This is a genomic window from Leucobacter chromiireducens subsp. solipictus (assembly GCF_016758195.1).
Classification (GTDB): Bacteria; Actinomycetota; Actinomycetes; order Actinomycetales; family Microbacteriaceae; genus Leucobacter; species Leucobacter solipictus.
The window spans coordinates 310,574-336,328 of the sequence record NZ_QYAC01000001.1 but is presented as its reverse complement, the minus strand read 5'-3'; the positions used below and the strand labels follow the sequence as shown (position 1 = coordinate 336,328).

Annotated in this window: 22 protein-coding genes; 12 read left to right on the top strand and 10 right to left on the bottom strand. The window is 70.2% G+C overall.

The window, feature by feature from the left end; translation table 11 throughout:
* Positions 1 to 2: 2 nt before the first annotated feature.
* Entirely contained in the window at positions 3 to 950 is a 948-nt protein-coding gene (locus D3230_RS01605) for an ABC transporter permease (RefSeq protein WP_202343250.1), read from the bottom strand.
* A gap of 83 nt (positions 951 to 1,033) precedes the next feature.
* On the bottom strand, positions 1,034 to 2,557 hold the full coding sequence (locus tag D3230_RS01600) for an ABC transporter substrate-binding protein (RefSeq protein WP_202343249.1): 1,524 nt from the start codon (positions 2,555 to 2,557) through the stop codon (positions 1,034 to 1,036).
* A gap of 277 nt (positions 2,558 to 2,834) precedes the next feature.
* Between D3230_RS01600 and D3230_RS01595 the strand changes: the two genes are divergently transcribed.
* The gene (locus D3230_RS01595) at positions 2,835 to 3,590 is read left to right on the top strand and encodes a FadR/GntR family transcriptional regulator (protein ID WP_202343248.1); all 756 of its coding nucleotides are present in this window, start codon (positions 2,835 to 2,837) and stop codon (positions 3,588 to 3,590) included.
* A 10-nt stretch (positions 3,591 to 3,600) separates the two neighbouring features.
* Here the strand turns inward: D3230_RS01595 and D3230_RS01590 are convergent, their stop codons facing one another.
* A complete protein-coding gene (locus D3230_RS01590) occupies positions 3,601 to 4,854 on the bottom strand; it encodes an MFS transporter (protein ID WP_202343247.1) in 1,254 nt (417 codons plus the stop codon).
* 213 nt (positions 4,855 to 5,067) lie between these two features.
* Here D3230_RS01590 and D3230_RS01585 point away from each other — a divergent pair, with 213 nt between their 5' ends.
* On the top strand, positions 5,068 to 5,547 hold the full coding sequence (locus tag D3230_RS01585) for an Lrp/AsnC family transcriptional regulator (RefSeq protein WP_202343246.1): 480 nt from the start codon (positions 5,068 to 5,070) through the stop codon (positions 5,545 to 5,547).
* A 154-nt stretch (positions 5,548 to 5,701) separates the two neighbouring features.
* Here the strand turns inward: D3230_RS01585 and D3230_RS01580 are convergent, their stop codons facing one another.
* Positions 5,702 to 6,745, bottom strand: a complete 1,044-nt coding sequence (locus tag D3230_RS01580) for a glycosyltransferase (protein ID WP_202343245.1) — start codon at positions 6,743 to 6,745, stop codon at positions 5,702 to 5,704.
* 60 nt (positions 6,746 to 6,805) lie between these two features.
* Here D3230_RS01580 and D3230_RS01575 point away from each other — a divergent pair, with 60 nt between their 5' ends.
* Positions 6,806 to 8,029: a hypothetical protein gene (locus D3230_RS01575; RefSeq protein ID WP_202343244.1), complete on the top strand. Its 1,224-nt coding sequence runs from the start codon at positions 6,806 to 6,808 to the stop codon at positions 8,027 to 8,029.
* Positions 8,030 to 8,065: 36 nt separating this feature from the next.
* Here the strand turns inward: D3230_RS01575 and D3230_RS01570 are convergent, their stop codons facing one another.
* Positions 8,066 to 8,791, bottom strand: a complete 726-nt coding sequence (locus D3230_RS01570) for an ABC transporter ATP-binding protein (protein WP_337249070.1) — start codon at positions 8,789 to 8,791, stop codon at positions 8,066 to 8,068.
* A 55-nt stretch (positions 8,792 to 8,846) separates the two neighbouring features.
* On the bottom strand, positions 8,847 to 9,668 hold the full coding sequence (locus D3230_RS01565; protein WP_202343242.1) for an ABC transporter permease: 822 nt from the start codon (positions 9,666 to 9,668) through the stop codon (positions 8,847 to 8,849).
* 213 nt (positions 9,669 to 9,881) lie between these two features.
* On the opposite strand from D3230_RS01565, the gene D3230_RS01560 reads away from it, so the two are divergent.
* Genes D3230_RS01560 through D3230_RS01550 form a run of 3 tightly spaced genes read left to right on the top strand, consistent with a single transcriptional unit; the run spans position 9,882 to position 12,849 of the window.
* Positions 9,882 to 10,982 carry an ABC transporter ATP-binding protein gene (locus D3230_RS01560; protein WP_337249041.1) on the top strand — a complete coding sequence of 367 codons (1,101 nt, stop codon included), beginning with the start codon at positions 9,882 to 9,884 and terminating at the stop codon, positions 10,980 to 10,982.
* Positions 10,952 to 12,529: a hypothetical protein gene (locus tag D3230_RS01555; RefSeq protein WP_202343241.1), complete on the top strand. Its 1,578-nt coding sequence runs from the start codon at positions 10,952 to 10,954 to the stop codon at positions 12,527 to 12,529. Before D3230_RS01560 ends, D3230_RS01555 begins: the two co-directional genes overlap by 31 nt.
* A gap of 35 nt (positions 12,530 to 12,564) precedes the next feature.
* Positions 12,565 to 12,849: a DUF3039 domain-containing protein gene (locus D3230_RS01550; protein ID WP_202343240.1), complete on the top strand. Its 285-nt coding sequence runs from the start codon at positions 12,565 to 12,567 to the stop codon at positions 12,847 to 12,849.
* A 64-nt stretch (positions 12,850 to 12,913) separates the two neighbouring features.
* Here the strand turns inward: D3230_RS01550 and D3230_RS01545 are convergent, their stop codons facing one another.
* The 4 genes from D3230_RS01545 to D3230_RS01530 are packed head-to-tail and all read right to left on the bottom strand — an operon-like array spanning position 12,914 to position 20,124.
* Positions 12,914 to 14,230: a nicotinate phosphoribosyltransferase gene (locus D3230_RS01545; RefSeq protein ID WP_202343239.1), complete on the bottom strand. Its 1,317-nt coding sequence runs from the start codon at positions 14,228 to 14,230 to the stop codon at positions 12,914 to 12,916.
* 40 nt (positions 14,231 to 14,270) lie between these two features.
* A complete protein-coding gene (locus tag D3230_RS01540; protein WP_202343238.1) occupies positions 14,271 to 17,759 on the bottom strand; it encodes an error-prone DNA polymerase in 3,489 nt (1,162 codons plus the stop codon).
* Positions 17,759 to 19,408 carry a DNA polymerase Y family protein gene (locus D3230_RS01535; RefSeq protein WP_202343237.1) on the bottom strand — a complete coding sequence of 550 codons (1,650 nt, stop codon included), beginning with the start codon at positions 19,406 to 19,408 and terminating at the stop codon, positions 17,759 to 17,761. The genes D3230_RS01540 and D3230_RS01535 overlap by 1 nt, the downstream gene beginning before the upstream one ends.
* Entirely contained in the window at positions 19,405 to 20,124 is a 720-nt protein-coding gene (locus D3230_RS01530) for a hypothetical protein (RefSeq protein WP_202343236.1), read from the bottom strand. The genes D3230_RS01535 and D3230_RS01530 overlap by 4 nt, the downstream gene beginning before the upstream one ends.
* 146 nt (positions 20,125 to 20,270) lie before the next feature.
* On the opposite strand from D3230_RS01530, the gene D3230_RS01525 reads away from it, so the two are divergent.
* The 6 genes from D3230_RS01525 to D3230_RS01500 all read left to right on the top strand — a co-directional run bounded on the left by D3230_RS01525 (position 20,271) and on the right by D3230_RS01500 (position 25,743).
* Positions 20,271 to 20,594, top strand: a complete 324-nt coding sequence (locus D3230_RS01525; protein WP_087011559.1) for a DUF2469 domain-containing protein — start codon at positions 20,271 to 20,273, stop codon at positions 20,592 to 20,594.
* 26 nt (positions 20,595 to 20,620) lie between these two features.
* Complete coding sequence (locus D3230_RS01520) at positions 20,621 to 21,085, top strand: DIP1984 family protein (RefSeq protein WP_202343235.1); 465 nt, start codon at positions 20,621 to 20,623, stop codon at positions 21,083 to 21,085.
* Between the two features lie 345 nt (positions 21,086 to 21,430).
* Positions 21,431 to 21,847 carry a YraN family protein gene (locus tag D3230_RS01515; RefSeq protein ID WP_202343234.1) on the top strand — a complete coding sequence of 139 codons (417 nt, stop codon included), beginning with the start codon at positions 21,431 to 21,433 and terminating at the stop codon, positions 21,845 to 21,847.
* Entirely contained in the window at positions 21,844 to 23,403 is a 1,560-nt protein-coding gene (locus D3230_RS01510) for a YifB family Mg chelatase-like AAA ATPase (protein ID WP_202343233.1), read from the top strand. The genes D3230_RS01515 and D3230_RS01510 overlap by 4 nt, the downstream gene beginning before the upstream one ends.
* On the top strand, positions 23,400 to 24,677 hold the full coding sequence (gene dprA / locus D3230_RS01505) for a DNA-processing protein DprA (protein WP_337249040.1): 1,278 nt from the start codon (positions 23,400 to 23,402) through the stop codon (positions 24,675 to 24,677). The genes D3230_RS01510 and dprA overlap by 4 nt, the downstream gene beginning before the upstream one ends.
* A 4-nt stretch (positions 24,678 to 24,681) precedes the next feature.
* The gene (locus D3230_RS01500) at positions 24,682 to 25,743 is read left to right on the top strand and encodes a tyrosine recombinase XerC (RefSeq protein ID WP_202343232.1); all 1,062 of its coding nucleotides are present in this window, start codon (positions 24,682 to 24,684) and stop codon (positions 25,741 to 25,743) included.
* Positions 25,744 to 25,755: the final 12 nt, after the last annotated feature.

Here is a 25,755-nt window from a genome sequence, read left to right as displayed (position 1 = left end):
GGTTACGCGCTCTTTCGCATCCGGGGGTCGACGATCGTGTAGAGCACGTCGACGAGGAGGTTGAGGACCAGCGTGATGGCGACGAGCACCATCACGACGGACTGTACGGTCAGAAGATCGCGGTTGCCGACGGCGTCGAGCAGCATCGACCCGAGGCCGGGAATCACGAACACGCGCTCGATCACCACGGCCCCGATGATGAGCGCGGCGATCTGCACCCCGGTCACGGTGATGACGGGGATCGCGGCGTTGCGGAGCCCGTGCTTGACGAGCGCGCCCATCTTGCTGAGGCCCTTGGCGCGCGCGGTGCGGAGGTAGTCCTCGCTCATGATCTCGAGCACTGCCGAGCGCACGTAGCGGGTCAGGATCGCGCCCTGCACGGAGGCGAGCGCGAGCACCGGCAGGATCAGCCGGCGCACGAAGTCGCCGAAGTCCTCGCCCGGCGGGGTCCAGCCGCTCGCGGGGAGCCAGCCGAGGCCGACGGCGAAGATGAGTACCAGGAGGATCGCGGCCAGGAAGCCGGGCACCGCGACGCCGAGCTGCGATCCGGCACCGATCACGACGCCGGACAGATTGCGGTGCTTCACTGCGGCCCAGGTGCCGAGGGGGATCGCGATCGCGAGCGCCACGACCATGGCGGCGATGACGAGGATCAGGCTGACCTGGAGTCGGTCTGCAACGAGCGGGCTGATGTCGGTGCGGGTCACGTACGACGTGCCAAAGTCGCCGCGCAGGAGCCCGCCGGCCCAGTCGAAGTACTGCACGATCAGGGGCTGATCCGTGCCGAACTCCTTTCGGGTCTGTTCGAGCAGCTCCGGGGTGGCGTTGACGCCGAGGGCGATCTGGGCGGGATCGCCGGGAATGAGCCGCATAAAGAGGAACACGACCACCGTCGCGACCAGATAGGTCACCACAAAGCGGGCGAGGTTGATCAGAATCCGTATGGCCATGCGTGGTCCTCGGGGGTTGAGAGGGGGTGTGCGGGCGCGAACCGTCTCGGTCCGCGCCCGCGTCAATCAGTGGGCGATGCCCGTTACTTCCAGTTGAGTTCGGTCAGGTCGAGCGCCTCGATGATGGCGTTCTCGGGCAGCCCCTGCAGCTCGGCCTTCGCGACCGTGATGTTCGGGAACAGGAAGAGGACGCCGGAGGCGGCGTCGTCGACGATCTGCTCGGCGACCTGCTTCATGCCCGAGACGTAGCCCGCCTCGTCGGCAGCGTCGGCCTCGGCCGCGATCGGGGCAATCTTCGCGTTGTCGTAGCCGATGTAGTAGTTCGGGTCGTTGAACACCGTGAGGAGGTCGCGCGCCTCGGTCGCGAGCACCGTGGTCATCTGGTAGTTGTGGTTCGTGAACACGTCGTCGAGCCAGACCGCGGGGAACTCCGAGCTCTTGATCGTCGCGGTGATGCCGACGTCCTTGAGCTGCGAGACGACGATCTCGGACACGGCCTGCGCGTAGGGGCGCGTCGGCACGGTGTACTCGATGCTGAGGTTCTCCTGCCCGGCCTCCTTCAGGAGGGCCTTGGCCTTCTCCGGATCGAAGGGGTAGCGGTCGTTCAGATCCTCGTAGTACGGGTCGGTGGGGGTTGCGTAGGTCGCGACGAGCGAGCCGTAGCCGTTCCAGGCGGTGTCGAGGATCGCCTGCTTGTCCAGGGCGTAGAGGACCGCCTGGCGCACCCGTACGTCGTCAAACGGCGCGACCTTGTTGTTCAGCGAGAGGGAGATCTCGCCGCTCGAGGTGCCGGTCGTGACGGTGAAGGCGTCGTCGGCCTCGAAGGTGTCGAGGAGCTCGGGGGCCTGCAGGTTGACGATCGCGTCGATATCGCCGGTGCGGAGCGCGTTGGTCGTGGCGGTCGCGTCCGCGAAGTACTTCAGCGTGACGGATTCGACGCTGGGGGCCTCGCCCCAGTAGTCGTCGCGGGTGTCGAGCACGATCTTCTCGTTCGCGGTGAAGGTCTCGACCGCGTAGGGGCCGGTGCCGACGGGGGAGTTCGCGAGATCATCAACGGCGTCCGAGGAGAAGATCGCGCCCACCGGCGTGGCGAGGCTGAACAGCCACGCGTTCGAGGGCTGCGTGAGGGTGACGGCGACCTCGGTGTCGGAGATCACGTCGACGCTCGCGACGACGTCCATCTTCGCCTTCAGGCTCGAGACCCAGTCGGTCTTGACCCGGTCGAAGCTGAACTTCACGTCATCCGCGGTGAATGCGTCGCCGTTGGAGAACGTGACGCCTTCCTCGAGCGTGAACGTGTACGTCTTGCGGTCGTCGCTGACGGTCCAGGACTTCGCGAGCAGCGGCTGGATTTCGCCGGCCTGGTCGAGCTGCACGAGACCCTCGTAGACGTTCGACATCATGGCCTGCGGGATCGCGGAGCCCGCCGTGGTCGTGAAGTCGAGGTTGACCGGCGCGCCGGTGAGCGCGATGGTTGCGGTGGTCGGCGTGGTGCCGGATCCGCCGGAGCTGCTGCCGGCGGAGCCCGCTGAGCAGCCCGCGAGGGCGAGCGTGCCCGCGGTGATGAGGGCCGCGGTGAGGGTCAGGGAGTTCCTGCGTCGCATCATTGCTTCCTGTTCGAGGGTAGGGCGTTGGCGCTCGGGCCGCAGCTCGGTCATACAGTGGAACAAGCGGGGTGTGCCTGTCTCCGTGATCTGGTGGGTGGGTACACCCGGTACGGTAATCATCCTTGATATGTCATGCGATCACGGGGTTCGAACCAGGATACATGGTAAGGCCACTGAGCGGGGACTAGACTGAGGGACAATTCCGGCACCGCCCGGGAATGGCGCGAAGACGAGCCGTTCCCCACCCCGTGTCCGCTCCAGCAGGAAAGACTCTCAGTTGACGAACACCCACAGCTTCTCACCCGCGGTTCCCGTACACACCTATCAGCGCATCGTTGAACAGATCGAAGAGGCGATCCTCTCCGGCGAGATCCCCGTGGGGTCGCAGCTCGCGAGCGAACGGGACCTGATGGTGCAGTTCAGCGTGAGCCGCCCTACCGTGCGCGAGGCGCTCCGGGTGCTGCAATCGATGGGGCTGATCGAGTCGCGGCCGGGAACGCGTGGCGGACCGCAGGTGCTCGCGCCCTCATCGAAGACCCTCGGCCGCTCCTTCCGCACCATGATCGGCACCGACGCGCTCAGTGTCTCCGAGCTCGTGCAGTACCGCGTGATCCTCGAAGGATCGGCCTCGAAGCTGGCCGCGCTCAGTCACACCCCGGAGCAGCTCGACCGCATGCGCCTCGCCGTGGAGCGCATGCAGGCCGCCGCCGACACGAACGCGGAGGACTTCGCCTCCGCCGACCTCGAGTTCCACGAGGCGGTATGGGCCGCGAGCGGCAATCAGATTCTCGAGATGAGCGGGCAGGCCGTCTCCGGGGTGCTGCGCGGCATGATGCAGCGCGACGCTGAGGGCGAGCATCACGACAACCGCGTCAAGCTCGCCTCCGCGCAGATCGACCGCGGCCTGTTCGACGCGATCGCCGCGCGCGACGCCCAGGCCGCGGGCAAGATTGCCCGCGGCGCGGTCGCCGACCGCTTTGGCCCGCTCCTCGCACCCGCCGAACGCGCGGCCCTCGAACTGCTCGCGGAGTAGCCGGGCGGCGTCAGGTTCGCCGACGCGCGGCGACCGCAAGCACGGCGCACGCGAGTGCGGTCGCGAGCGCGAACACGGTGACCGCGCTCGCGAGGCCGAGCCGCTCCGCGAGGAGCCCGAGCGCGAGCACGGGCAGGGCGCTGCCGAGGTAGGTCACCGTGTAGATTGCGCTGACGGTCGACGCGTGGTGGTCCGGGTCGACGGCGGCGGTGGCTGCGGTGAACGCGGCCTGGAACGCGGTGCCCTGACCCACGCCGGCGAGGAGGCTCGCGACCACGAGCACGGCCGGGCTGCCGAGTGCGCCCGCGGCGGCGATGCCCAGCAGTGCGAGCGCGAGCGTGCCGAGTCCCACGGGGAGCCGCCAGGCGCCGCGCAATGGCAGGAGCTGGGTCAGGGCGGATGCCCCGAGGGTGAGCGCGGCGAGGAGGCCGATCAGCGGGCGCGAGTCGGTGCCCACGAGGTCGGCGAAATAGGACGGAGCGAGCGAGAGACAGAAGCCGAACACGGTGAAGCTCAGAAAGCCGGTCGCCGCGGCGACGCGGAACGCGCGCAGGGCCGCGGGGGACTGCCGGCCCCGGCGACGATCCAGGCGCGGCACGCGCGGCGGGGCGTCGGCGAGCGCGATGGGGGCCGGGGTCCGGGTGGGGCGGCAGAGCTCGTGCGGGGCGATGAGCAGGATCGCGGGGATCAGCGTGGCGAGCGCGATCGCGAGGGTCACGAATGGGGTGGTGAGCGGTGCCGCGCCCTGGGAGAGGGCACCGCCGATGATGGGGCCGGCCGCCACCCCGCCGGAGCTCGCGAGGAGCGTCAGTCGCCCGACGAGCGCCGGCCGTTCCGGGAGCAGCGCGCGCAGCGCTCCCGAGGCGGTGCCGGTGGCGCAGGCAATTGCGGCTCCCTGGGCGGCGCGGGCGAGGCAGAACCAGCCGAGGCTCGGCGCGAATGCGAGGGCCAGCGTGCCGAGTGCGGTGACCGCGAGCGCGGTGACGAGCACGGTGCGCCGGTTCACGGTATCGGCGAATCGGCGGAACACGATCAGCCCGACGATGAGGCTCAACACATAGCTGGAGAAGGCGAGCGTGGTGCCGAGCGCAGAGATGTGGAGCCGGAGTTCCAGCAGCGGGAACAGGGGAGTGGCGAGATTCGCGCTGACCAGCAGCGTGAAGAGCGTCAGGGCGGTCAGTGCGATGCGTGTTCTCGGGCGGACCTGGGTCGGGGTGGCGACCTCGGTGAAGGTGGGGTGCACGTGGGTACGGGCGACGCTCATGGCGTTCTCCTTGGGTGGGCGTGCCCTTGTGGGGCGTAACCGTCCGCGTCCGCCGGGTGTGGCGGCAACGGTGTTCTTGCTGAGTATACGGACGCACTGACCGCGTCCCAAGACACCATTGAGTCAGGATCGCGCGATCCGTGCAAGAGGTTTCATTTGAATTGTGCAATATGATGGGTTTGAGAGTTGTTGATCCAGCAGAAAGCGTGCAAAATGAGCGATCTAGACGCAACCGACCGGCGGATCCTCCGCGAGCTCGACCACGATGCGCGAATGCCGACCGCGATGGTCGCACAACGGCTGGGGCTCGCGCGGGGCACGGTGCAGGCACGGCTCGAAAAGCTTGCCGCATCGGGGGCGCTGCGCGCCCACAGCGCCCGAGTATCGCCCGCCGCGCTGGGGCGGCCCGTGGGGGCGAGCGTGCAGGTCGAACTGGATCAGCATCTGATCTCTGAGGCCGTCGCCGCCCTCGCGGACATCCCCGAGGTGCTCGAGTGCTTCGCCCCGGCCGGCAGCACGGACCTGCTGCTGCGCGTGGTCGCGAAGGATCCCGACGATCTCTATCGCGTGAGCGAGGAGATCCGGCTCTGCCCCGGCATCAACCGCACCTCAACGAGCCTGTTCCTGCGCGAGGTGATTCCCTACCGCGTGACCGGCCTGCTCGGCACGGGGGACGGGCCGATCCGGCACTAGCGCCGATTCGACTCGAGCGGCGACCGAACTCCGCGCGCACACCCGTCACTCAACACCTCGGAGATCCACGGAGATCGAGGAGATTTTTCGCGAAATCCGGGGAATGCCGCAGGATCTCCGCTGTGTTGCGTGTTGCGTGTTGCAGCGGACGGGCCTAGCCGATGCGGGAACGGTCCACGACGCGCCCGCCACCGAACGTGATGCCCCGGAGGAACCCGGCGCCCCAACTCAGGTGCATGGTGATGAGCGTGGCGCCCGTGAGGAGCCGGTCGGCGATCCCGTGCTGCTCCGGGATCCGCGCGACCGCGAACAGGATCCCGAGCAGGTAGAGGGCCGCGGGGGTGAGTAGGACCGGCCACGCCGAGGCCCAGGGGAGCACCCCGGTGACGAGCAGCGCGAGCGCGATCACACTCACCGCGAGCCCCAGCACCAGTGCGCCCGGAGCGAAGAATCGCCACGGATTCGCGCGACCGTAGCGGCGCACCAGCACCGCGCGCCAGGTTCCGGTCGCAAAAAACTGCCGGGCCAGATCGCCGAGGCTCGCCCGCGGCCAGTAGGTCACGCCGAGGGACGGCTCGAACCAGACGGTGTAGCCCGCGCGCCGGATCCGGAGGTTCAGTTCCCAGTCCTCACCGCGCAAGATCGTGGGATCGTAGCCACCCACCGCCTCGATGGCCTCCCGCCGGAAGATGCCGAGGTAGGCGGACTCGGCCTCGCCGGGAACGCCGTCGCCGTGGTACGCGCCGCCGCCGAGCCCGTAGGGGCTGTTATAGCCGCGCGCGATGGCGCGCTGGACGTTCCCGCGCCCGGCGGCCCGCATGATCCCGCCCACGTTCGCCGCGCCGGTGCGCGCGAGCGCGGCGATCCCGAGCCTCGTGTAGTCCGGTGTCAGCTCCGAGTGCGCGTCCACCCGGATGATCACCGGGTGGCGGCTCGCGGCGATCGCGTGGTTCAATCCCGCGGGGATGTCCCGTTCGGGATTCGCGACGAGGCGTACGCGGGGGTCCTCCGCCGCGAGCCGCGCCGCAATCGCGTCGCTCGCGTCGGTGGACGGGCCGAGCGCCAGCACGATCTCCTTCTCGCCCGCGTAGTCCTGGGCAAGGATCGTGCGCACCGCGGATTCCAGAAAGCCCTCCTCGTTTAACACGGGCATGACAAAGCTCACGGCGGGACGTTCGGGGAGTGGGGGCAGCTGCACCCCACGATCCTCCCACACGCGTCGCGGCGACTCCCGAGTGCACGGCGCTATCCTGGAGGGATGCAACTGGCGAAGGATACGAAACGCGCGGTCAAGCTGGCAAAGCGCGTACTCAAGGGGCGTCGCGCGTATTTCGAACTCCGCGCCATGCTGCAGGAGCGCGGGCCGCTTCCCGAGCAGCGCTACCGGGTTGGTGTGTACTTCGCCGACAGCGACGTCAACATCTACCAAATGCGGCGGTGGTACGCCCCGCTCCAGGAGCTCTCGAAGACGCACCCGGTGCTCGTGCTGGCGCGCAACGCGGCCGGAGCGCGTCAGCTGATGCGCGAGAGCGGGCTCGACGTGGCCTTCGCGCAGAAGGTGACCGACCTGGAGCGGACGATCGAGGAGCAGCCGCTCGACGTGATCCTGTACGTCAACCAGAACACGCGCAACTTCCAGATGATGCGGTACGGGCAGCGCTGGCACGTGTTCGTCAATCACGGCGAGAGCGACAAGATGTACATGACCAGCAACCAGCACAAGGCGTACGATTACGCCCTGGTTGCCGGCGACGCGGCGCGCGCGCGGCTGAGCGCCGCGCTGTGGGACTACGACGTTGACACCCGGACCATGGCCATCGGTCGCCCGCAGGCCGATCACCTGGGCGGGCAGCCGCCCTTTGCGCCCGACGAGCGCACCGTGGTGTTCTACGCGCCGACCTGGGAGGGAGACCGTCCGGCCGCGAGCTACGGCTCCGTCGCCACGCACGGGGAGCGCCTCGTTACCGCCCTGCTTGCGTCGGGACGTCACCGCGTCGTCTACCGGCCGCACCCGCGCAGCGGAGTCGTCGACGCCGAGTTCGGTGCCGCGAACGAACGAATCATTGCGGCGATCGCCGAGGCGAACCGCCGCGACCCGGGCGCGCAGCACGTCTACGACGAATCGCCCGTGCTCGGCTGGCAGCTGTCGCTCCCGGACCTCGCGATCTGCGATATTTCCGCGATGGTCTACGACCGGCTGGCGACGGGGAAACCCCTCATGGTGACCCGGCCCGTGGCTCCCGAGGCCGCGGTGGACGAGGGGGGCTACCTCAGCGTCTGCGAGTGGCTTTCCGTCGGTGACCTCGACGACGCCGTCGCCGTCACCGACCGGGTGATCCAGGACGACGCGGCACGCGAACGGCTCGGAACCTGGTCGCAGCGATACTTCGGCGATACGACACCCGGTGCGCCCACCCGCCGCTTCCACGCCGCCATCGAGGAACTGCTGGCTCGGGCCGACACCTGGCGGGCGCGCGGCTAGTCACTGCGCGCGGCGAAGGGCGTTGCCCGGCCCCGGCTACTCCGCAGGGTGGTCGGCGTTGTAGCGATCCACCACCTCGTCGATGGGTCCGTCGAGCACGAGTCGGCCGCCGTTCAGGTACAGCCCGCGCGTGCAGAAGCGGCGCAGATCGCGCTCATTGTGCGACACGAGAAACAGCGTCTTGCCCTCGGCGAGCAACTCCTCGATTCGGCGATAGCACTTCGCGCGGAACGCTTTGTCGCCCACCGCGAGCACCTCGTCGACCAGCAGCACGGGCTCATCGAGCTGCGAAACGACCGAGAAGGCCACGCGCACCTTCATGCCACTCGACAGGTGCTTGAACGGGGTGTCGATGACGTCCTCGGCCCCCGCAAACTCGATGATCGAGTCGAACCGCTCCGCGATCTCCTGTTTGCTGAGGCCGTGCAGACCGCCCGTGAGCTGCACGTTGTCGCGCACGGTGAGATCGCCCACGAAGCCGCCGGTGATCTCGATGAGCGGGGCCACGCCGCCGTGCACGGTGACGCGGCCCTCGTCGGGGAACAGGACCCGGGCGACGAGCTTCAGCAGCGTCGACTTTCCCTGCCCGTTGCGGCCGACGACCCCGATGGCTTCGCCCGGGACCACGGTGAACGACACGTCGCGCAGCGCCCAGAACTCGCCCTGCCGCGTGCGCCGCGCGCGGCTCGCGAACAGGTCCTTAAAGCTGCGCCGCGAGCCGCGATTGCGGCGGAACCGGACGCCGAGACCCGAGGCCGTGATGAGCGGTTCGGGGGAGGCGGCTGCGGGGGCGGGGGATGCAGTGGGTTCTGTCACGTCACAACTCCTTCAGGACGCCACCGATGGTGCGTCGGAACACGAGCACGCCGACCCCGAGGAGCACGAGCGTCATCACCGTGGACGCCCCCACGAGCGTCCAATTCAACTGATCCGGGAAGAACCCGGCGCGGAACAGCGCGAAGATTCCCGACAGCGGATTGAGCCACGCGAGCGGCTGCGCGAACGCCGGCAGATCCGCGGCCCCGTAGATGATGGGCGAGGCGTAGAACGCGACGCGAATGATGAGCTTCACCGCGCGCTCGAGATCGCGGAAGAACACGACGAGCGGGGCCACGATCAGGCCGATCCCGAGAATGAGCGCCGCGAGCAGCACCACCGCGAGCGGGAACAGGAGGAGGCCCCAGCCGACCGTCGCCCCCGAAAACACCGCGAAGACCACGAGCACGGGGAGGCTCAGGAGGAACTCCACGCCCTTTGAGCAGACGATCCGGCCCACCCAGATCCAGTGCGGCAGCGCGACGGATCGCACGAGCTTCACATCGCGGAGGAACGCGCGCGTCGAGTCGGAGACCGCCCCCGTGAACCAGACCCACGGCAGCAGGGCGGTCAACAGAAACACGATGTAGGGAGACTCGCCCACCGAGCGTGTGAATACCTGAGTAAAGACGAACCAGTAGATCAGGCTCATCAGGAGCGGGTCGAGGATCGACCACAGGTATCCCAAGAGTGAGGTGGAGTACCGCACCTTCAGGTCACGACGGGTGAGGAGCCACAGGGATGACCACGCGCTGGAGCGCTGCGATCTGGATGCGGAAGTCACACCGCTATTCTGCCGGTTTCTGCGATTCCCGGCGCGCATACGCTCCGAGCGCAACTATTTGATAAATTAGACGGTGTGCCGCCCGTAACCCCCTCAGCCGTGCCCGATTCCGAGCCACACGAGAGCTCGACGTCGAGCGTCCCGGTTTCCGAGGGCGACCTCGGATCCGCCTCGAGTGGGACCTCCCGCGTGCGACCCAGTCGCGCCGCCGGGGCACCGGTCCCGCCCGTGACGCCTCGCGTTGACGCCCCCGTGTCCACACCCGAATCCGAGGCGAGGCCCGACGGGGCTGCCGATGTGGACACTGCGGTGGCCGCCCCGGTTCCCGCGACCGAGCGCACGGTTGAGGCAGCACCGGCTGCCGCCCCCGTGCCGGCCGCGGCGTCTGAGCCGGTGCCCGAGCCCGTGCCGGCTGCGGCGTCTGAGTCGGCGCCCCAACCCGCGCGGACAGCCGCGCCCGCGCCCGCTCGGACACCCGAGCCGGCGGCCGCGCCCGAGCCCGCGGCGGCTCCGCGCACCGGTCGCATCCAGGTCCCCGTTCCCTCGGTTGTGCGCGCGCGTGAGCGTGGGCGTCTCGCCCAGCAGAACCCGATCGTGCTCCGGACCGAGATGCTCACGAAGACCTACGGCTCCGTGATCGCCGCGAACGAGGTCTCGATCGAGGTCCACGCGGGATCCTTCACGGGCGTCGTCGGCCCGAATGGTGCGGGAAAGACAACCACCCTCTCGATGATCAGCGGCCTGCTGCGCCCCACATCCGGGCGCGTGTCTGTGAGCGGCGTCGATGTGTGGACCGACGGTCCCGCGGCGAAGCGCCTCATTGGTTCGCTGCCGGATCGGCTGCGCCTGTTTGATCGACTCACCGGCGCACAGCTGCTGTACTACTCCGGCGTGTTGCACGGCGTGGATGAGGCAGCGGTGGCGCAGCGCTCCTCGGAGCTGGCGGTGGCCTTCGGCCTCGAATCCGCGCTCGGGCGCCTCGTGTCTGACTACTCGGCGGGCATGCAGAAGAAGATCGCGCTCGCGTGCGCCATGATTCACGCCCCCGAGGTCCTCGTGCTCGACGAGCCGTTCGAGACGATCGATCCGGTGTCCGCGGCAAACGTGACCGAGATCCTGGAGAAGTACGTGGCCGGGGGCGGCAGCGTCGTCATGTCGAGCCACAGCCTGGACCTGATCCAGCGCGTGTGCGACCACGTCTCCATCATCGTGGACGGCAGCGTCATCGCGCAGGGCACGGTCGACGCCGTCCGCGACGGGCTCAGCCTGGAGGAACGGTTCACGCAGCTCACCGGGTTGAGCGATACACAGAAGGGCCTGGAATGGTTGCACGGCTCCTCCGAATCCGCGTAGCGCTGCTCGGCGGCGCGTTTCGGGGGTCGTTCGGACGAGGGCTGCGCACCGCGCTGCTGTTCGTGATCCTCGCCGCCGTCGCCGTGCTCGCCGCGGCGCTGCCCGAGATGCTGATTGCGAATCAGGCAGAGCGCGCGATCGTGGACACCGGTCTCGGCGCACTCATTCTTGCCGCGATATTTGCGGTCCCGTTCTTTGCGCACCGCGGGCACTTAGAGCCGCGCCAGTTCGGCCAGGTGCCGGCATCCTCGGCGTCGGTCGGCACCGCGTTGCTCGTCACCACGGTCGTCAGCTGGCCGTTTTTCCTCCTCGCGGTGTGGCTGATCGCGCTCGGCGTGTTGCGCCCGGAGTGGCGCGACCCCGTGTGGCTCGCCCCCGCTGCGCTGGTGCTCGCCGCGGTCCTCGCGGTGTGCAGCGCGCGCGTGACCTCCGCGCTGGCCAAGCTCCTCGTCGGCGATCGCGCCGAGGGGCTCGTCCGCACTATCGGTGCGGTGCTCCTCGTCGCGCTGTTGCCGCTCGTGGTGTTCGCGATCGCCGCCGCGGCCGGAACCGACGGTTTTGCCGCGGTGTCAGACTTCTCCGAGGTACTCGGATGGACCCCGTTTGGTGCGCCGTTCGCGGCGCTCGCGCTCGGAGCCGGCCCGGACGGTGACCCCGCCGCCGCCATGCTGCGGCTCGCAATCGTGGGCGCGGCGATCTTGCTGCTGCTGCTCGTGTGGAGCCTCGTCGTGGGTGCGTCCCTGCGGCGCGTGGCACGCCCCCTGGATCCGGGCGTGGCGCGGAGCGGCCTCGGGTGGTTCGAACGCTTCCCCGCACGCCCGGCACCCGCGATTGCGGCGCGACTGCTCACCTACTGGTCGCGGGACCCGCGCTATCGCGTGGCACTGTTCGCGATCCCCATCGCCCCGATCTTCATGCTCGTGGCCTTCTGGGTCGCGGGGGCCCCGCTCGGGCCGCTCGCGCTCGTCCCACTGCCCGTGATCCTGCTCCTGCTGGGCTGGTCGCAGCACAACGACGTGGCGATGGACTCGACCGCGATCTGGGAGCACGTCGCGAGCGGTACTCGCGGCGCCGCGGATCGCGCGGGCCGGCTCGCACCCGTGCTGCTGCTCGGCGTGCCGCTCGCGCTCATTGGCTCCAGCGTGACGGTGACGATCATGGGCGACTGGCGGGTGTTGCCCGCGGTGATCGGCATGAACCTCGGCGTCCTGTTCGTTTCGAACGCGGTGTCGAGCGTGTTCTCGGTGCTGATGCCCTACCCCGCGACGCGGCCGGGGGACAGCCCCTTCGTGCAGCCGCAGTGGTCCGGCTCGGGATCCGGCCTCGCGCAGACGCTTTCGATGATCGCGGCGATCGGGCTCGCGGTGCCGCCCGTGTGGGTCTCCGTGGTGGCGATTGTCGACGTCGAACTCGGGGAGAACCTGTGGGCACTGCTCTTCGGTGCCGGTTATGGCCTGCTCGTGCTCCTGCTCGGGATTTTTGTGGGCGGCAGGATCTTCGACCGCAGTGGCCCCGAGCTGATCGGCGTCACCCAGGTCTACGACTAGGCGCGGTTTTCGGAGCGCGGGGGTAGAATTGCCTCATGGGTATCTTTACGCGTGGTGACTCACACAGCTCCGGGACGACCGGGGGCGGCACGGACGTGCTGGATCGGGAACTCGAGAAACTCCTCGAGGACGCCCAGATCGAGGACGGCGACCACGAGCGTTTTTCGCACTACGTGCCCAAGGACAAGATCATGGAGTCCGCGATGACCGGGAAGCCGGTCCGCGCGCTCTGCGGCAAGAAGTGGACGCCGTCGCGGGATCCCGAGAAGTTCCCCGTGTGCCCGGACTGCAAGAAAGTCTACGAGCGCATGAAGAAGTAGCGCACAGCGCGACACCAACGCCGAAGGGGCGGGGCCGAAGCCCCGCCCCTTCGGCGTTGTCGCGTTAGCGGTACTCGGTGGGGATGGCGGGATCGCCCCGGGTGAGGCTCATCGCGACCGGGGGCAGCTCGCTCAGACGCTGACGATGGCGTTCGCGGGCGGCGGCGATCCCGTCGCTGCCGGTGTGCCCGGGCTGCACCTCGCCGGCGATGACCAGCGGTTCGAGGATCTCGCGGCCGGTGTCGTCCCCGCCCTCGGCGTCGCCGCCGGGACCGTCGCCCAGGAAAATCAGCTCGGCGTTCGCGATCCCGCGCGGGGTGTAGCTGCGGCGGACGCTCTTGCGGCCGCCGACCGATGCTTTGTCGGCGGACTTCTTCGCCACCGAAATCCAGTTGCCGGCGTCGTCCTGGTGAGCGACGAGTTTGTAGACCATGCCCATGGTGGGGGTGCCGGAGCCGACGACCACGGAGGTGCCGACGCCGAAGCTGTCGACGGGGGAGGCCGCGAGCGCCGCGACCGTGTACTCGTCGAGATCGTTCGTGACGGTGATGCGGGTGCGCGTGGCCCCGAGCTCGTCGAGCAGCTGGCGTACGCGGGCCACGACGACGGGGAGGTCCCCGGAGTCGATGCGGACGGCACCGAGTTCGGTGCCCGCTACCTCGACGGCGGTGCGTACTCCCTGCTCGATGTCGTAGGTGTCCACGAGCAGGGTGGTGTCTGCGCCGAGGGCGGCCACCTGCGCTTCGAACGCTTGGCGCTCGCTGTCGTGCAGCAGGGTGAAGCTGTGCGCGGCGGTGCCCATTGTGGGGATCCCGTAGCTGCGGCCGGCCTCAAGGTTCGAGGTGGCGCTGAAGCCCGCGATGTAGGCGGCGCGGGCAGCCGCGACGGCGCTGCGCTCGCCGGTGCGGCGGGACCCCATTTCGGCGAGCGGTTTCCCGTTTGCGGCGTGCGCCATGCGGGAGGCGGCGGTCGCGACGGCGGAGTCCGCGTTGAGGATACTGAGCGCCAGCGTTTCAAGCAGCACTCCCTCCGCGAAGCTGGCCTCCACGGTGATCAGCGGCGAACCCGGGAAGAACACCTCGCCCTCCGGGTAGCCCCAGATGTTGCCGCTGAAGCGGTAGTCGGCGAGCCAGTCGAGCGTCCGATCGGTGACGACCCGGTTGTCGCGGAGAAACTCGAGCTCCGCGTCGGTGAAGCGGAACCGTTCGATCGCCTCGAGGAGGCGGCCGGTGCCGGCGACGACGCCGTAGCGGCGAGCCCCGGAGAGGCGACGCGCAAAGAGTTCGAAGACGCTCGCGCGGTGCGCGGTGCCGGCGTGCAGCGCGGCATCCACCATCGTGAGTTCATAGTGGTCGGTGAGCAATGCCGTTGAGGTGGTCACATCGCCAGCATAGTATGCGGGATCTGCTTCCTGAGCGGGATTAGTGGAAGTCGCGTGATCTCACGCTGGCGGGCGCGGCGAGCGGTTCGAAGGCGTGCGCGACGACGTTCACCACCCCCTCGGGCGAACGTTCGAGGAGGCCGCGCACCACGAGCGCGGGGGAGGCGCGTGCGACGAGCCGGTTGCGTTGCCACACCTGGGCGAAGGCGACGATGTTGACGGTGCCCGCCTCGTCCTCCAGCGTGAGGAACGTGATGCCGCCCGCCGTGCTCGGCCGTTGGCGGTGGGTGACGAGCCCGGCAACCGTGACCACGGTTCCGGGCGCTGCGTGGCCGGTGCGGTCGGAACGGAGCACACCGCGCCCGTCGAGCTCGTCGCGGAGCAGGGCGAGCGGGTGATCGTTCGTGACGATCCCCGTGCTCCACAGATCGAGCGCGGTTTGTTCGGAGCGGCTGAGCACGGGGAGCAGCGGGGGCTGCACGTGGACGGCGACGCCGGGGAGGAAGCGTTCGCGGTTATCCGCGGCGGGCGCGGCGGCCCAGAGAGCTTCGCGGCGTCCCACCCCGAAGCTCTCGCAGGCACCCGCCGTGGCGAGCGCTTCGAGGCGGCTGCGGTCGAGATCGGCGCGACGCGCGAGGTCCGCGAGGTCCAGAAACGGGCCGTCGGCGCGGGCGCGGACGATGCGCTCGGCGGTGCCGGGCTCGATCCCGCGCACCTCGGAGAGTCCCAGCCGCACCGCGAAGCCGCTGTCGCGGCGGTGCGCGCCGCTCGTGTCGGGCAGGCTCGGGTCGAACGGGGGCACCCGAACGGTGGACTCGTGCGGGGCGAGCGACCGGACCGGATCGTCGGCGGTGCACGCGGCGTGTTCGGGGTGGCCGGTCGCGGACCCGGCGCGGGTGGGGGCGACGCCCACCGCTTCGAGCCCCGCGAAGACCCCCGAGCGCTGCACGTCCACGGGGCGTATCTCGACACCGTGGCGGCGGGCATCGGCGACGAGGGTGCGCGGGGCGTAGAACCCCATCGGCTGGGACCGGAGTAACCCCGCGAGGAACGCGCCCGGGTAGTGCAGCTTGAACCAGGAACTGATGTAGACCAGCAACGCGAAGCTGATCGAGTGGCTCTCCGCGAAGCCAAAACTTGCGAAGGCCTCGATCTGCGCGTACAGGTGTGTGGCGTCCTCTCCGGTGATCCCGTTTTCCGCCATGCCCGCGAAGAGTTTCTCCTTGAGCGCGGTGATGCGCTCCTCGCCGCGCTTGGAACCCATCGCGCGGCGCAGCAGGTCGGCGTCCTCCGCGGAGCAGCCGCCGACCGCCATCGCCATCTGCATGAGCTGCTCCTGGAACAGCGGCACCCCCAGCGTCCGTTCCAGCACGGGTTGCAGCTTGGGGTGCGGGTAGGTGACGGGCTCGTCCCCGTTGCGCCGCCGCAGATAGGGGTGCACGGCACCGCCCTGAATCGGGCCGGGCCGGATCAGCGCGATCTCGATCACCAGGTCGTAGAAGCTGCGGGGCTTGAGTCGCGGAAGCGTGTTGAGCTGTGCGCGGCTCTCCAGCTGGAACACCCCAATCGCGTCGGCCCGGCAGAGCATGTCGTAGACCCCGGGCTCCTCCTTCGGGACGGTTTCGAGGGTCCACCGTTCCCCGGTCGCGTCCGCGATCAGGTCCATCGTTTTCTGGAGGGCGCTGAGCATGCCGAGTCCGAGCATGTCGAACTTGACGAGGCCCATGCTCTCGCAGGACTCCTTGTCCCACTGGAGGACGGTGCGGCGGTCCATGCGGGCGTGCTCGATCGGGCAGACCTCGCCGACGGGGCGCTCGGTGAGGACCATCCCGCCCGAGTGGATGCCAAGGTGGCGGGGCGCGCCGAGGAACTGCTGCGCGAGGCGCTGCACGGGGAGCGGGATCGGGCTCGACGGGTCCTCGTCGATGGCGCGCCACCGCTCCATCGCTGCGGTCCAGGCGCGCTGTTGCCCGGCGCTATAGCCGAGCGCCTTGGCCGCATCCCGGATCGCGGCCTTGGGACGGTAACTGATGATGTTCGCGACCTGCGCCGCGTTGCGCCGACCGTAGGTTTCGTAGACGTACTGGATGATCTCCTCGCGACGCTCCGAGTCGAAGTCCACGTCGATGTCGGGCTCCTCGTCGCGCATGCTCGAGAGGAACCGCTCGAAGGGGAGGTCGTAGCGGATCGAGTCCACCGCGGTAATCTCCAGCACGTAGCAGATCGCCGAGTTGGCCGCCGAGCCGCGACCCTGGCACAGGATCCCGCGCCGCCTGGCCTCCTGCACGATGCCGTACACAATGAGGAAGTAGCCGGGGAAATCTTTCTCCTCGATGACCTCGAGTTCGCGCGCGATGCGGGTCCGGATCGCCTCGGTGAGGGTGCCGTAGCGCCGCTCCGTGCCCGCCCACGCGAGTTCCCGCAGCCAACTCATCGGGGTGTGCCCCTCCGGTACGGGAAACCGCGGGAGCTTGGGGCGGGCCGAGCGCAGGGGGAACGCGAGCTCCCGCGCAAGGGGGACGGTGCGGGCCACCGCGTCGGGGTACGCGGCGAAGCGTCGCAGCTGCGCCGCTCCGGAGCGCAGGCGCGCGGCCCCGGTCGCGGGGAGGTAGGGGTCGAGCTCGTCGAGGCTGCGCCGGGCGCGCACCGCCGCCATCGCCTCGGCGAGGGGCGCCTGCGCTGCGGTGGCGTAGTGCACGTTCCCGGTGACGAGCGTAGGGAGCCCACACTCCGCCGCGAGCCGGGCGAGCTGCGCGTTCCGCAGGTCATCGCCCGGGTGACCGTGCTGGGTGAGTTCCACGTACACGTTCTCCGCGCCGAAGCGTTCGGTGAGGCGGCGCAGCTCCGCGCGCGCGTGATCCTCACCCGCTGCCCGGGTGGGGGCCGCATCGAGGGCTTGCCGCACCGCCCCCTTGCGGCAGCCGGTGAGGATCGTCCAGTGGTCGCGGCCGAGTTCCCCGAGCATGTCGAGTTCGTAGCTGGGCCGGCCCTTCTCGCCGCCCGTGAGCTGCCCCTCGGTGATCGCGCCGGCGAGCCGGTGGTACCCCTCCGCGCCGCGGGCGAGCACCAGTAGGTGGGTGCCGGTGGGATCAGCGGCCCCGAGCTGCGGCACGTCGAGCCCGAGCGAGAGCTCCGCCCCGTACACGGTGAGCAGCGGTGTGGAGGCCTCGGCCGGGTGTTCCGCCGCGGCTCGGACCGCGGCCTCTGCCGCTTCGGCGAACACCGCCGCGCCGTAGAAGCCGTCGTGGTCGGTGAGGGCGAGGCCGCTCAGCTGAAGTCGTGTCGCCTCCGCGACGAGCTCCTCCGGGGTGGCCGAACCGTCGAGGAAGCTGAAGTGGGAGTGGGCGTGGAGTTCCGCATACGGCACGGTGGGGGTGGCGTCCGCCGCGTGAGGGGTGGCCGGTGCGGTTGGTGCCACAGGCGGCGCGGGCGCGGTAGCGGGATCCGACCGCGGATCCTGCGGTGCGGGGCGACCGGAGAGGCGGCGCTCCATTTCGCGCCAGGGGAGCGGTGGGTTGTTCCAGCCCATCAGTCGTACCGCCCCTCCGCGAACCACGCACCGCGCTCGTAGGAGAGTAGCCAGGCATCACCGCCCGCGAGTTGCAGCTGGAGCCGGATCCGCTCGGGTGCGCCCTCCCACCAGCGTTCCCGGAGCGGCCAGGGGTGCGACCAGTCCTGCACCGGCTGGGGAAACCGGGTCTGGGCGACCTGAAGCTGTGCGGGGGGTGCGGTGAGGAGGTCCTCCGTGTCGACGCTGACGGGGGTGCCGCTCGCATCGCGCAACTCCGCGGGGAACGGCTCGGGGAACACGCGGCTGGGGATGGCACCCGTGAGTGCGCCGGGCCAGGGGCCTGCGGCGGAGGCCCGGGGCGAGCGGGCGCGGCTGCGGATCCGGGTGGTGCCCCACGGCACGAGGCGCTGACGATCGGCCAGGCGGCGGCCCCCGGTGAGCTGCATGGTGCCCACCGCGGCGTGCCCGAGGCGGGTCTGGGCGCGGCTCAGATGGTGATGCACGCGTTCCTCGGGTTCGGTGCTCCACAACCCCGGTTCGTGGGCGGCGGCGCGGTCGGTGTGCGTGGGGGTGATCCGGATCAGGGTGATCCCGGCCCCGCCGCGCTCGCCCGTCTGCGGAAGCGCCGACGCTTGCCACCGGATCCGGCCGACGGTGTCGCTCGCGGTGAAGCGGTGCGGATGCGCCCACTCCCGTTCGTGGCGTACGCCGATGTCGTCGGTGAGTTCGATGCGGAGCGCCGTGCAGACGAGGCGTTCCTCCGCGAGCCCCGCGATGAAGCGCTCCGCGAGGGTGACGCAGGCGAATGCGAGCTGATCCGCGGAGTCGAGGGGTGGTTCGAACGCGAGCTCGACGGCAAACTCACGCACCGGGTCGCGCGGGCGCAGCTCGACGCCGTGGACCGGGCCCGCGGCTGTGGCGCGCCGGTGGGTGGCGACGCCGGTCGCGCCGAAGCGTTCCCGGACGGCGCTCTCCGGAAGCGCGGCGAGCGCGCCGAGGGTGCGGATCCCGAGCCCCTGCAGCACCTCCGCGAAGTCGCTGGCGGCGGCGCGCCCGACGGGGAGCGGGCTGAGGAATGCGGCGGAGCCGCCCGGGGCTACGATCTGCACTCCGGGGCGGGGGGAGTGGGCTGCGGGGGCGGATCCTGTGGTGCGTGCCGCCTGCTCTGCGGCGAACAGCCCATCCGCGATGCCGACCCGCAGCTCGGGCAGCTCGAGCGTGCGCGCCAGCTCGAGCAGCGCGACGGCCGCGGGTTCTTCGCCGCCGTAGAAGCGTGCCGGGCCGCGCGCCCGCATCGCGCACACCCCGGGGCGACGCGACTCGACCCCGGGGATCAGCTGCTCGATTGCCGCGATGATCGGTGCGAAGCGGCGCTCGTCCACCTCCGGGTCGTGGGGACGAATGATGAGTTCTGGGCAGCGCATCTGCGCCTCGCGCTCGCGCAGCCCGATCCGGACCCCCTCCGCGCGGGCCGCCGCCGAGCAGGCGACCACGCGGTGCCCCGCGATCAGTGCGATCGCGGGGGTGCTCAGGGGGCGCTCCGTGCCAGGATCTTCGGCTTCGGCTTCGGCTTCGGCTTCGGCTTCGGCGTCCGGCTGGTCCTGCAGGTATGCGTGGATGGGCCAGTCGGGGATCCACACGACCAGCGCGCGTTCTGCGGTGCTCATGACCCCACCAGGGTGAGCGGCTGCGCACGTGTCGCGGGCGCGAGCGTCTCCGGTGCCAGGGCCTCCGGAGCCAGGGCCTCCGCTGCCAGAGCCTCCGGTCGCGGGGCGACGAGCGCGCCGTCTGCGAAGTGGACACGGTGCTCGGTGATCCCGCGCCGATCGTGGGACTGCACCGACAGCTCCCGCCCCGAGAGCGCGCCGTGCCCGTGCCCGAGACCGGACCAACGTGACCCGGTGACGCGGAGAGCACTCTCCGGGTGGGGCCAGTCGCCCGTGACCACCAGCGCAGACCCGTGCTCTCGCAGCCGCGCGGCGATTCGCTCGGTGTCGCCGGACCGCGGTCGGGTGGGGAGCCGGAGGAGCACCACGGTGAGGACCTCGCTGAGCGCCCCGGTGAGCCCGATGGCCTCGGCACCGGGATCGGGAATAAGAACACAGCGATCCAGCGCAATGCCCAGCGCGGCTGCGGCTTCGGCCCCGAAATCCGGAACGCCGATCACGCCGCACCAGGCACCCGCGGCGGACGCGGCGGTGAGGAGCGCGAGGGCGAGCTGTTGCGAGCCTTGCACGGTGTAGCTGGCCCCCTTCCGGAGCGCCCCGCCGGGCAGCAGTGGGCGGAGCTCCGGAGCCGTGGGGAGCGCGCGGTCGTCGAGCCGCAGCGGCTGCATCTGGGTGATGCGCTGCTGCAGCGAACGGACCGTCGCGGAAGAATTCATGGAGCCATATTCGAACATATGTTCGAATAAGTCAATCTCGATTTCACCGGTGTGTTGCGGGTCCACCGCGGGGGTGGTGCGGGGGTCCGCGGCGGGAACACCGGCGGGTCTGACCCACCGCGCCGAGACGGCATAGGATGGGGGAGATGAACGAGGACGAGCTGGATGATTATGAACGCGACGCGGAGCTGTCGCTGTTCCGTGAGTACCGCGACATCGCGAGTCAGTTCCGCTATGTCGTAGAGACGGAGCGCCGGTTCTACCTGGCGAACGAGGTCGATCTGCAGCGGCGCGACGCCGGCAGCGATTTCTACTTCGAGCTGACCATGAGTGACGTGTGGGTGTGGGACGTGTACCGTGCCGACCGCTTTGTGAAGTCGGTGCGCGTGCTCACGTTCAAGGACGTGAACGTCGAAGAACTGTCCGCGCGGGAGTTCTCCCTGCCGCAGGAGCTCGCACTCGACGAATAGCGGCGCCGGTGTGGCAGGATGGGCGCATGAAACTCGCCGAAGCGTTGCTTGAGCGTTCTGACCTGCAGAAACGCGCCGATACTCTGCGTGCTCGCGTCCTCATGAACGCGAGCTACCAGGAGGGCGAGGAACCAGCGGAGCACGCGCAGACCTTGCTCGACGAGTGCGTCGCGGTGCTGCGTGAGCTTGAGCGTCTGATCGCGCAGATCAACCTCGCGAACGCCACCGCGCTCGCCGCCGACGGGCGCACGCTCACGGAGATCCTCGCCGCGCGTGAGACGCTCCGGGCGGAACACAGTCTCCTCACACAGGCTGCCGACGCCGCCGGGGGTGCCCGCGTACCGCGACAACTGCGCAGTGAGCTGCGGCAGCTCTCGGCGCTCGCGGTCCCCGAACTTCGCGCGCAGGCCGACGCGGTCGCCGTCCGCCTCCGCGAGATCGACGGCCTGATCCAGCGCATGAATTGGGAGGTAGACATCCCCCAGAACTGAACGCTGAGTCGGTAGACGACGTGGGGCGAGCACACGCCGTGGCCGGCGGTGAAACCGGCCAGACATTCGACGCGGTGGGCAGCGTCTTGACCGAACGGTCATCACACTTCAGCCCCGTACCTGGCACAGGTCACCGCGCACACCGGATGCATGATTACCACGTGCTGACCAGTCGTCGAGGGCGGGTACGGGGACCTCAGCGTTCGCTTCGGGGCGTGGGATCAGCGCAAGCTTCGCTCACAGCCATGGGCTGGTGCGCGCCTCTGGTGTGCTTATCCACAGATCTCGCCGTAGCCACTGCGAGATACCCGCCGCCGTCCCAGGATGGTCGGCAGGAGGTGTCCTATGACCCACACACCCGATCATTCCCCGCCGCTCCCCGCGGCACTGGCTTCTCCCAATCACGTTGCACGACCGCTCACGCTCGCGGCGCGCGGCGAAGCCCTCGCGGCTGAGTACCTTGCACACCAGGGGTTCGCGATTCTCGATCGGAACTGGCACAGCCGCTACGGCGAGATCGACCTGCTCGCCCGCGAGGGGAGCACCGTCATCGCGGTCGAGGTGAAAACCCGCAGCGGCACGGGATTCGGCGATCCACTCACCGCGATCACCGCGCGGAAGGCCGCACGGCTGCGGCGGCTGCTCTTCGAGTGGCTCCGCGCCCAACGCGTGCGGAGCGAGCATCTCCGGATCGACGCCGTGGGCATCGTGCTCAGGCCAGGAAGGGCCCCGCAGATCGACCACCTGCGAGGGATCTCGTGAGCGCCGCCCCGAGTACCGATGCGGTGTGTCGAGCCTCGGCGATCGCGCTTACCGGCTTGCAGGGCACGGCCGTCACCGTGGAGGCCGCGGTGTCACAGCAGCTTCCCGGGATGACGATCATCGGGCTGCCTGACACGGCGCTCGCGGAGGCGAAACTACGCGTGCGCAGCGCGACCGCCCAGGCAGGACTCCCGCTCTCGAAACGCTTTCCGACCGTGAACCTCAGCCCGGCCGCGCTCCCCAAACACGGTGCGGGATTCGACCTGGCGATCGCGCTCGCCGCGCTGGCCGCCTCGCGGCAACTGCCCGCGGAACAGCTCCTGGACACCGCGCACCTGGGAGAACTTGCCCTCGGCGGGGAGCTGCGGCGACCCGCGGGGCTCCTCTCCTCCGTGGTCGCCGCCCGGCAACTGGGCTTCGTGCGGGCGATGGTGCCGGCGGAGTGCGCACGCGAGGCGCGGCTGGTGCCCGGCATTGAGATCGTTGCCGTGGCGAACCTCGCGGACGCGGTTTCCTGGTACCGTCACGGGCCGAGCGCAGCCGTGTCGCTGCCCGGGCTGGTCACGCCGCCGGAACCGCCGGCAGGATCCGAACCAGACCTCTCAGAGGTGATGGGTCAGCCCGAAGCCGTTGAAGCGTTGGCGGTGGTGGCTGCCGGGCGCCACCACCTGTCCTTGCTGGGGCCCCCGGGCGCGGGAAAGACGCTGCTTGCCACGCGACTCCCCACGATCCTGCCTGAGTTGAACGACGCCGAAGCGCTCGAGGCGACGAGCATCGCGTCGCTCGGCGGCAGTGCGGTGACGCGGCTGATCCGGCGACCACCATTCGAAAGCCCGCATCACACCGCGACGACCGTGGCGATCATTGGCGGCGGCACCGGCAGCGTGGTGCGCCCCGGAGCCGTTACGCGCGCCCACCACGGCGTACTGTTTCTCGACGAGGCACCCGAGTTTCCCAGGGCCACCCTTGACGCATTACGACAGCCACTCGAGTCGGGGAACGTTGAGATTCACCGGTCCCAGCTACACGCCACCTTTCCGGCTCGCGTGCAACTGGTGCTCGCCGCGAACCCGTGCCCCTGCGGCAACGCAGACTCCGGTGCAGCGGGGGAGGAGTGCCGCTGCGCCCCGAGCGCTCGGGTCCGATACCAGCAGCGAATCTCGGGGCCGCTCGCGGACCGTATCGACGTGAGACTGACGCTCCGCAGAGTCTCGCAGGTGCTCCGCGCCGATCCGGATCAGGATGTCCCCACGAGCGCCGCGCTGCGCACCCGGGTGATCGCGGCACGGCAGCGCGCGGCGACTCGGCTTGCGGCGACCCCGTGGCGCGTGAACGCGGAGGTCCCGGGCCACTGGCTCCGCGCCCCGGAACAGCGGCCCCCGCGTGGACACACCGCCGTACTCGATCGGGCGCTGGCCCGCGGCGCGCTCACGCTGCGCGGTTATGATCGGGTGCTGCGCGTCGCCTGGAGTATCGCCGATCTCGCCGGGCACGAGGTCCCCGAGCGCGCGGACCTCGCCCACGCGCTTCTCCTGCGGAATGGTGGGACGCCGTGAACGGGCGGCTCGCGAGCGTCACCGACGACTCCGCCCTCCGCGGTCGCCTGGACACCCTGCTCGCTGCGGACCCGGCCGGGGGCGTCGGACAGGGGATGGCATCCACGGTCGAGATCGCCGCGCGCGTGGTCTGGGCGCGCCTCGTCGAGCCCGGCGACGCGGTTGCTGGAACCCTCGTCGCGCACTTGGGCGCAAACGCCGCGCTCGATCTGGTGACCGCGGGCCGCAGTGCTCACCGCATCGCGGCCGAAGCCCGCGCCGCGGGGGCGGAGCTCACCGCCCCGCTGGTCTCGGCGGGGCTGGCACGCTGGCGACCTCGGCTCAGCATGCCGGAACTTTGCGAGGACCTCGACCGCGGGCTCGCGGCGGGCCTCCGCCTGCTGACGCCGGCCGCGGCGACCTGGCCCGCAGCCCTCGGGGATCTGGGTGCGCACGCCCCACTGGTGCTGTGGGTGCGCGGTGCCTCCGCGAGGCTCACGGACCCGCAGCTCGCGATCGTCGGGGCCCGCGCCTGCACCGGCTACGGGGCCCACGTCACCGCCGAACTCGCGGACGCCGCCGGGGCGCTCGGGGCGACGGTCGTGTCCGGCGCGGCCTACGGTATTGACGCCGTCGCCCACCGCGCCGCGCTCGCCGCCGCGCGCCCCACGATCGCGGTGCTTGCCGGCGGCGCGGACCGCGCGTATCCGCGCCAGCACGAGTCGCTCCTGGCACGCATCGGCGAGACCGGGGTCGTGTGCTCCGAGATGATGCCGGGCGCGGCACCCACTCGGTGGCGCTTTCTGCAGCGCAACCGGCTGATCGCCGCGCTCGCGCACGCCACGCTCGTCACCGAGGCCGGACTGCGCTCGGGCTCGCTCAATACCGCGGGCCACGCCGCGACACTCGGGCGGCCCCTCGGAGCGGTGCCCGGTCCCGTGACGAGCGCCGCCTCCGCCGGGTGTCATCGGTTGATCCGCGACTACGGAGCAGCGCTGGTAACCGGGGAAGACGATCTTCGTGAGCTGCTGTCCCTGCCGGGCGACGCGATGGCTGCGCTGGCCGAAGAAGGCGGGGCTGGTGAGCCCGACCGGCCGACCGCGCTGCATCGCCGTGTCGTCGATGCGCTGCCGCTCCGGGGCGGACGGACGGCCGAGGACGTGGCACAGCACGCGGGTGTCGGGGTCGCCGAGGCCCGGGGCGCGCTCGCCGAATTGACGCTCCTCGGCCAGGTCACCCGCCACGAAACGCCGGGAACGGGAGAGACACGGTGGGCCCTGCAACGGCGACAATAGGAGTATGCATCTCGAAACGGCCACCGCGGGATTTCTCGCGGCCGTGCGCGCCGAGTATGGCTACTCGGAACACACCGTGCGCGCCTACGAGCGCGACCTGCGAGACTTCGCCGAGTTCGCAGAACGCATGGGCAGTGCTCAGCTTGCCGACTGCGAACTTGAGCTCATGCGTGCGTGGTTGTGGGATCGACAGCAGCGTGGCCTCGCCGCGAGCACGCTCGCCCGCAACGTTGCCACCCTGAAATCCTTCGGCAGCTGGCTCGAACGCACCCGGCTCGTCCCCGGAAACCCCGCCTCGCGACTGCGCACCCCCAAAGCCCCGCGCGCGCTCCCGCGGGTGCTCGGCGACGAGCAGATCAACCGAATCCTGGAACGGGTTGCCCGCCGTGCCGCGGGGGTGCCTGCGGGGCCGGATGCCCCCGCGAGCGCGGATGCCCCCGGTGCCCCTGCGAGCGCGGATGCCCCGGGCGCCCCCGCGAGCCAGGGCAAGCCCGGCGGTCCCGCGGCACCCGACATCGCGGCCGCGTCAGGCGTCGCCGAAGCCGGGCGCGACTCCGCCGTCCTCGAACTGCTGTACGCGACGGCGCTCCGCGTCTCCGAGCTGTGCGGGCTCACCGCCGACGGGCTCGACCGCCGCGAACGCACCGTCCGCGTGCTGGGCAAGGGCAACAAGGAGCGCATCGTGCCATTCGGTGCCCCCGCGGCCCGCGCGCTCGAGAACTACCTCGCCCACGCGCGTCCCGTACTGGCGGCGCGCGCGGCAGAATCCGAAGCCCGCGCACCCCGAGACAGCCCGCTCTTTCTGAACAATCACGGCGGCCCGCTGACTCCGAGCGCGGTGTACCGGCTGGTATCCCGGGAGCTCGCCGATGAGCCGGGGAGCGGGCCGAGCGGCCCGCACACTCTGCGCCACACCGCGGCCACCCACCTGCTCAACGGGGGTGCCGACCTCCGGGTGGTGCAGGAGATGCTCGGCCACTCTAGCCTCGCAAGCACGCAGGTGTACACGCACGTCTCTACCGAGCGGCTCGCCGAACGCTACCGGCAGGCGCACCCCCGCGCATAGGGAACGAACACG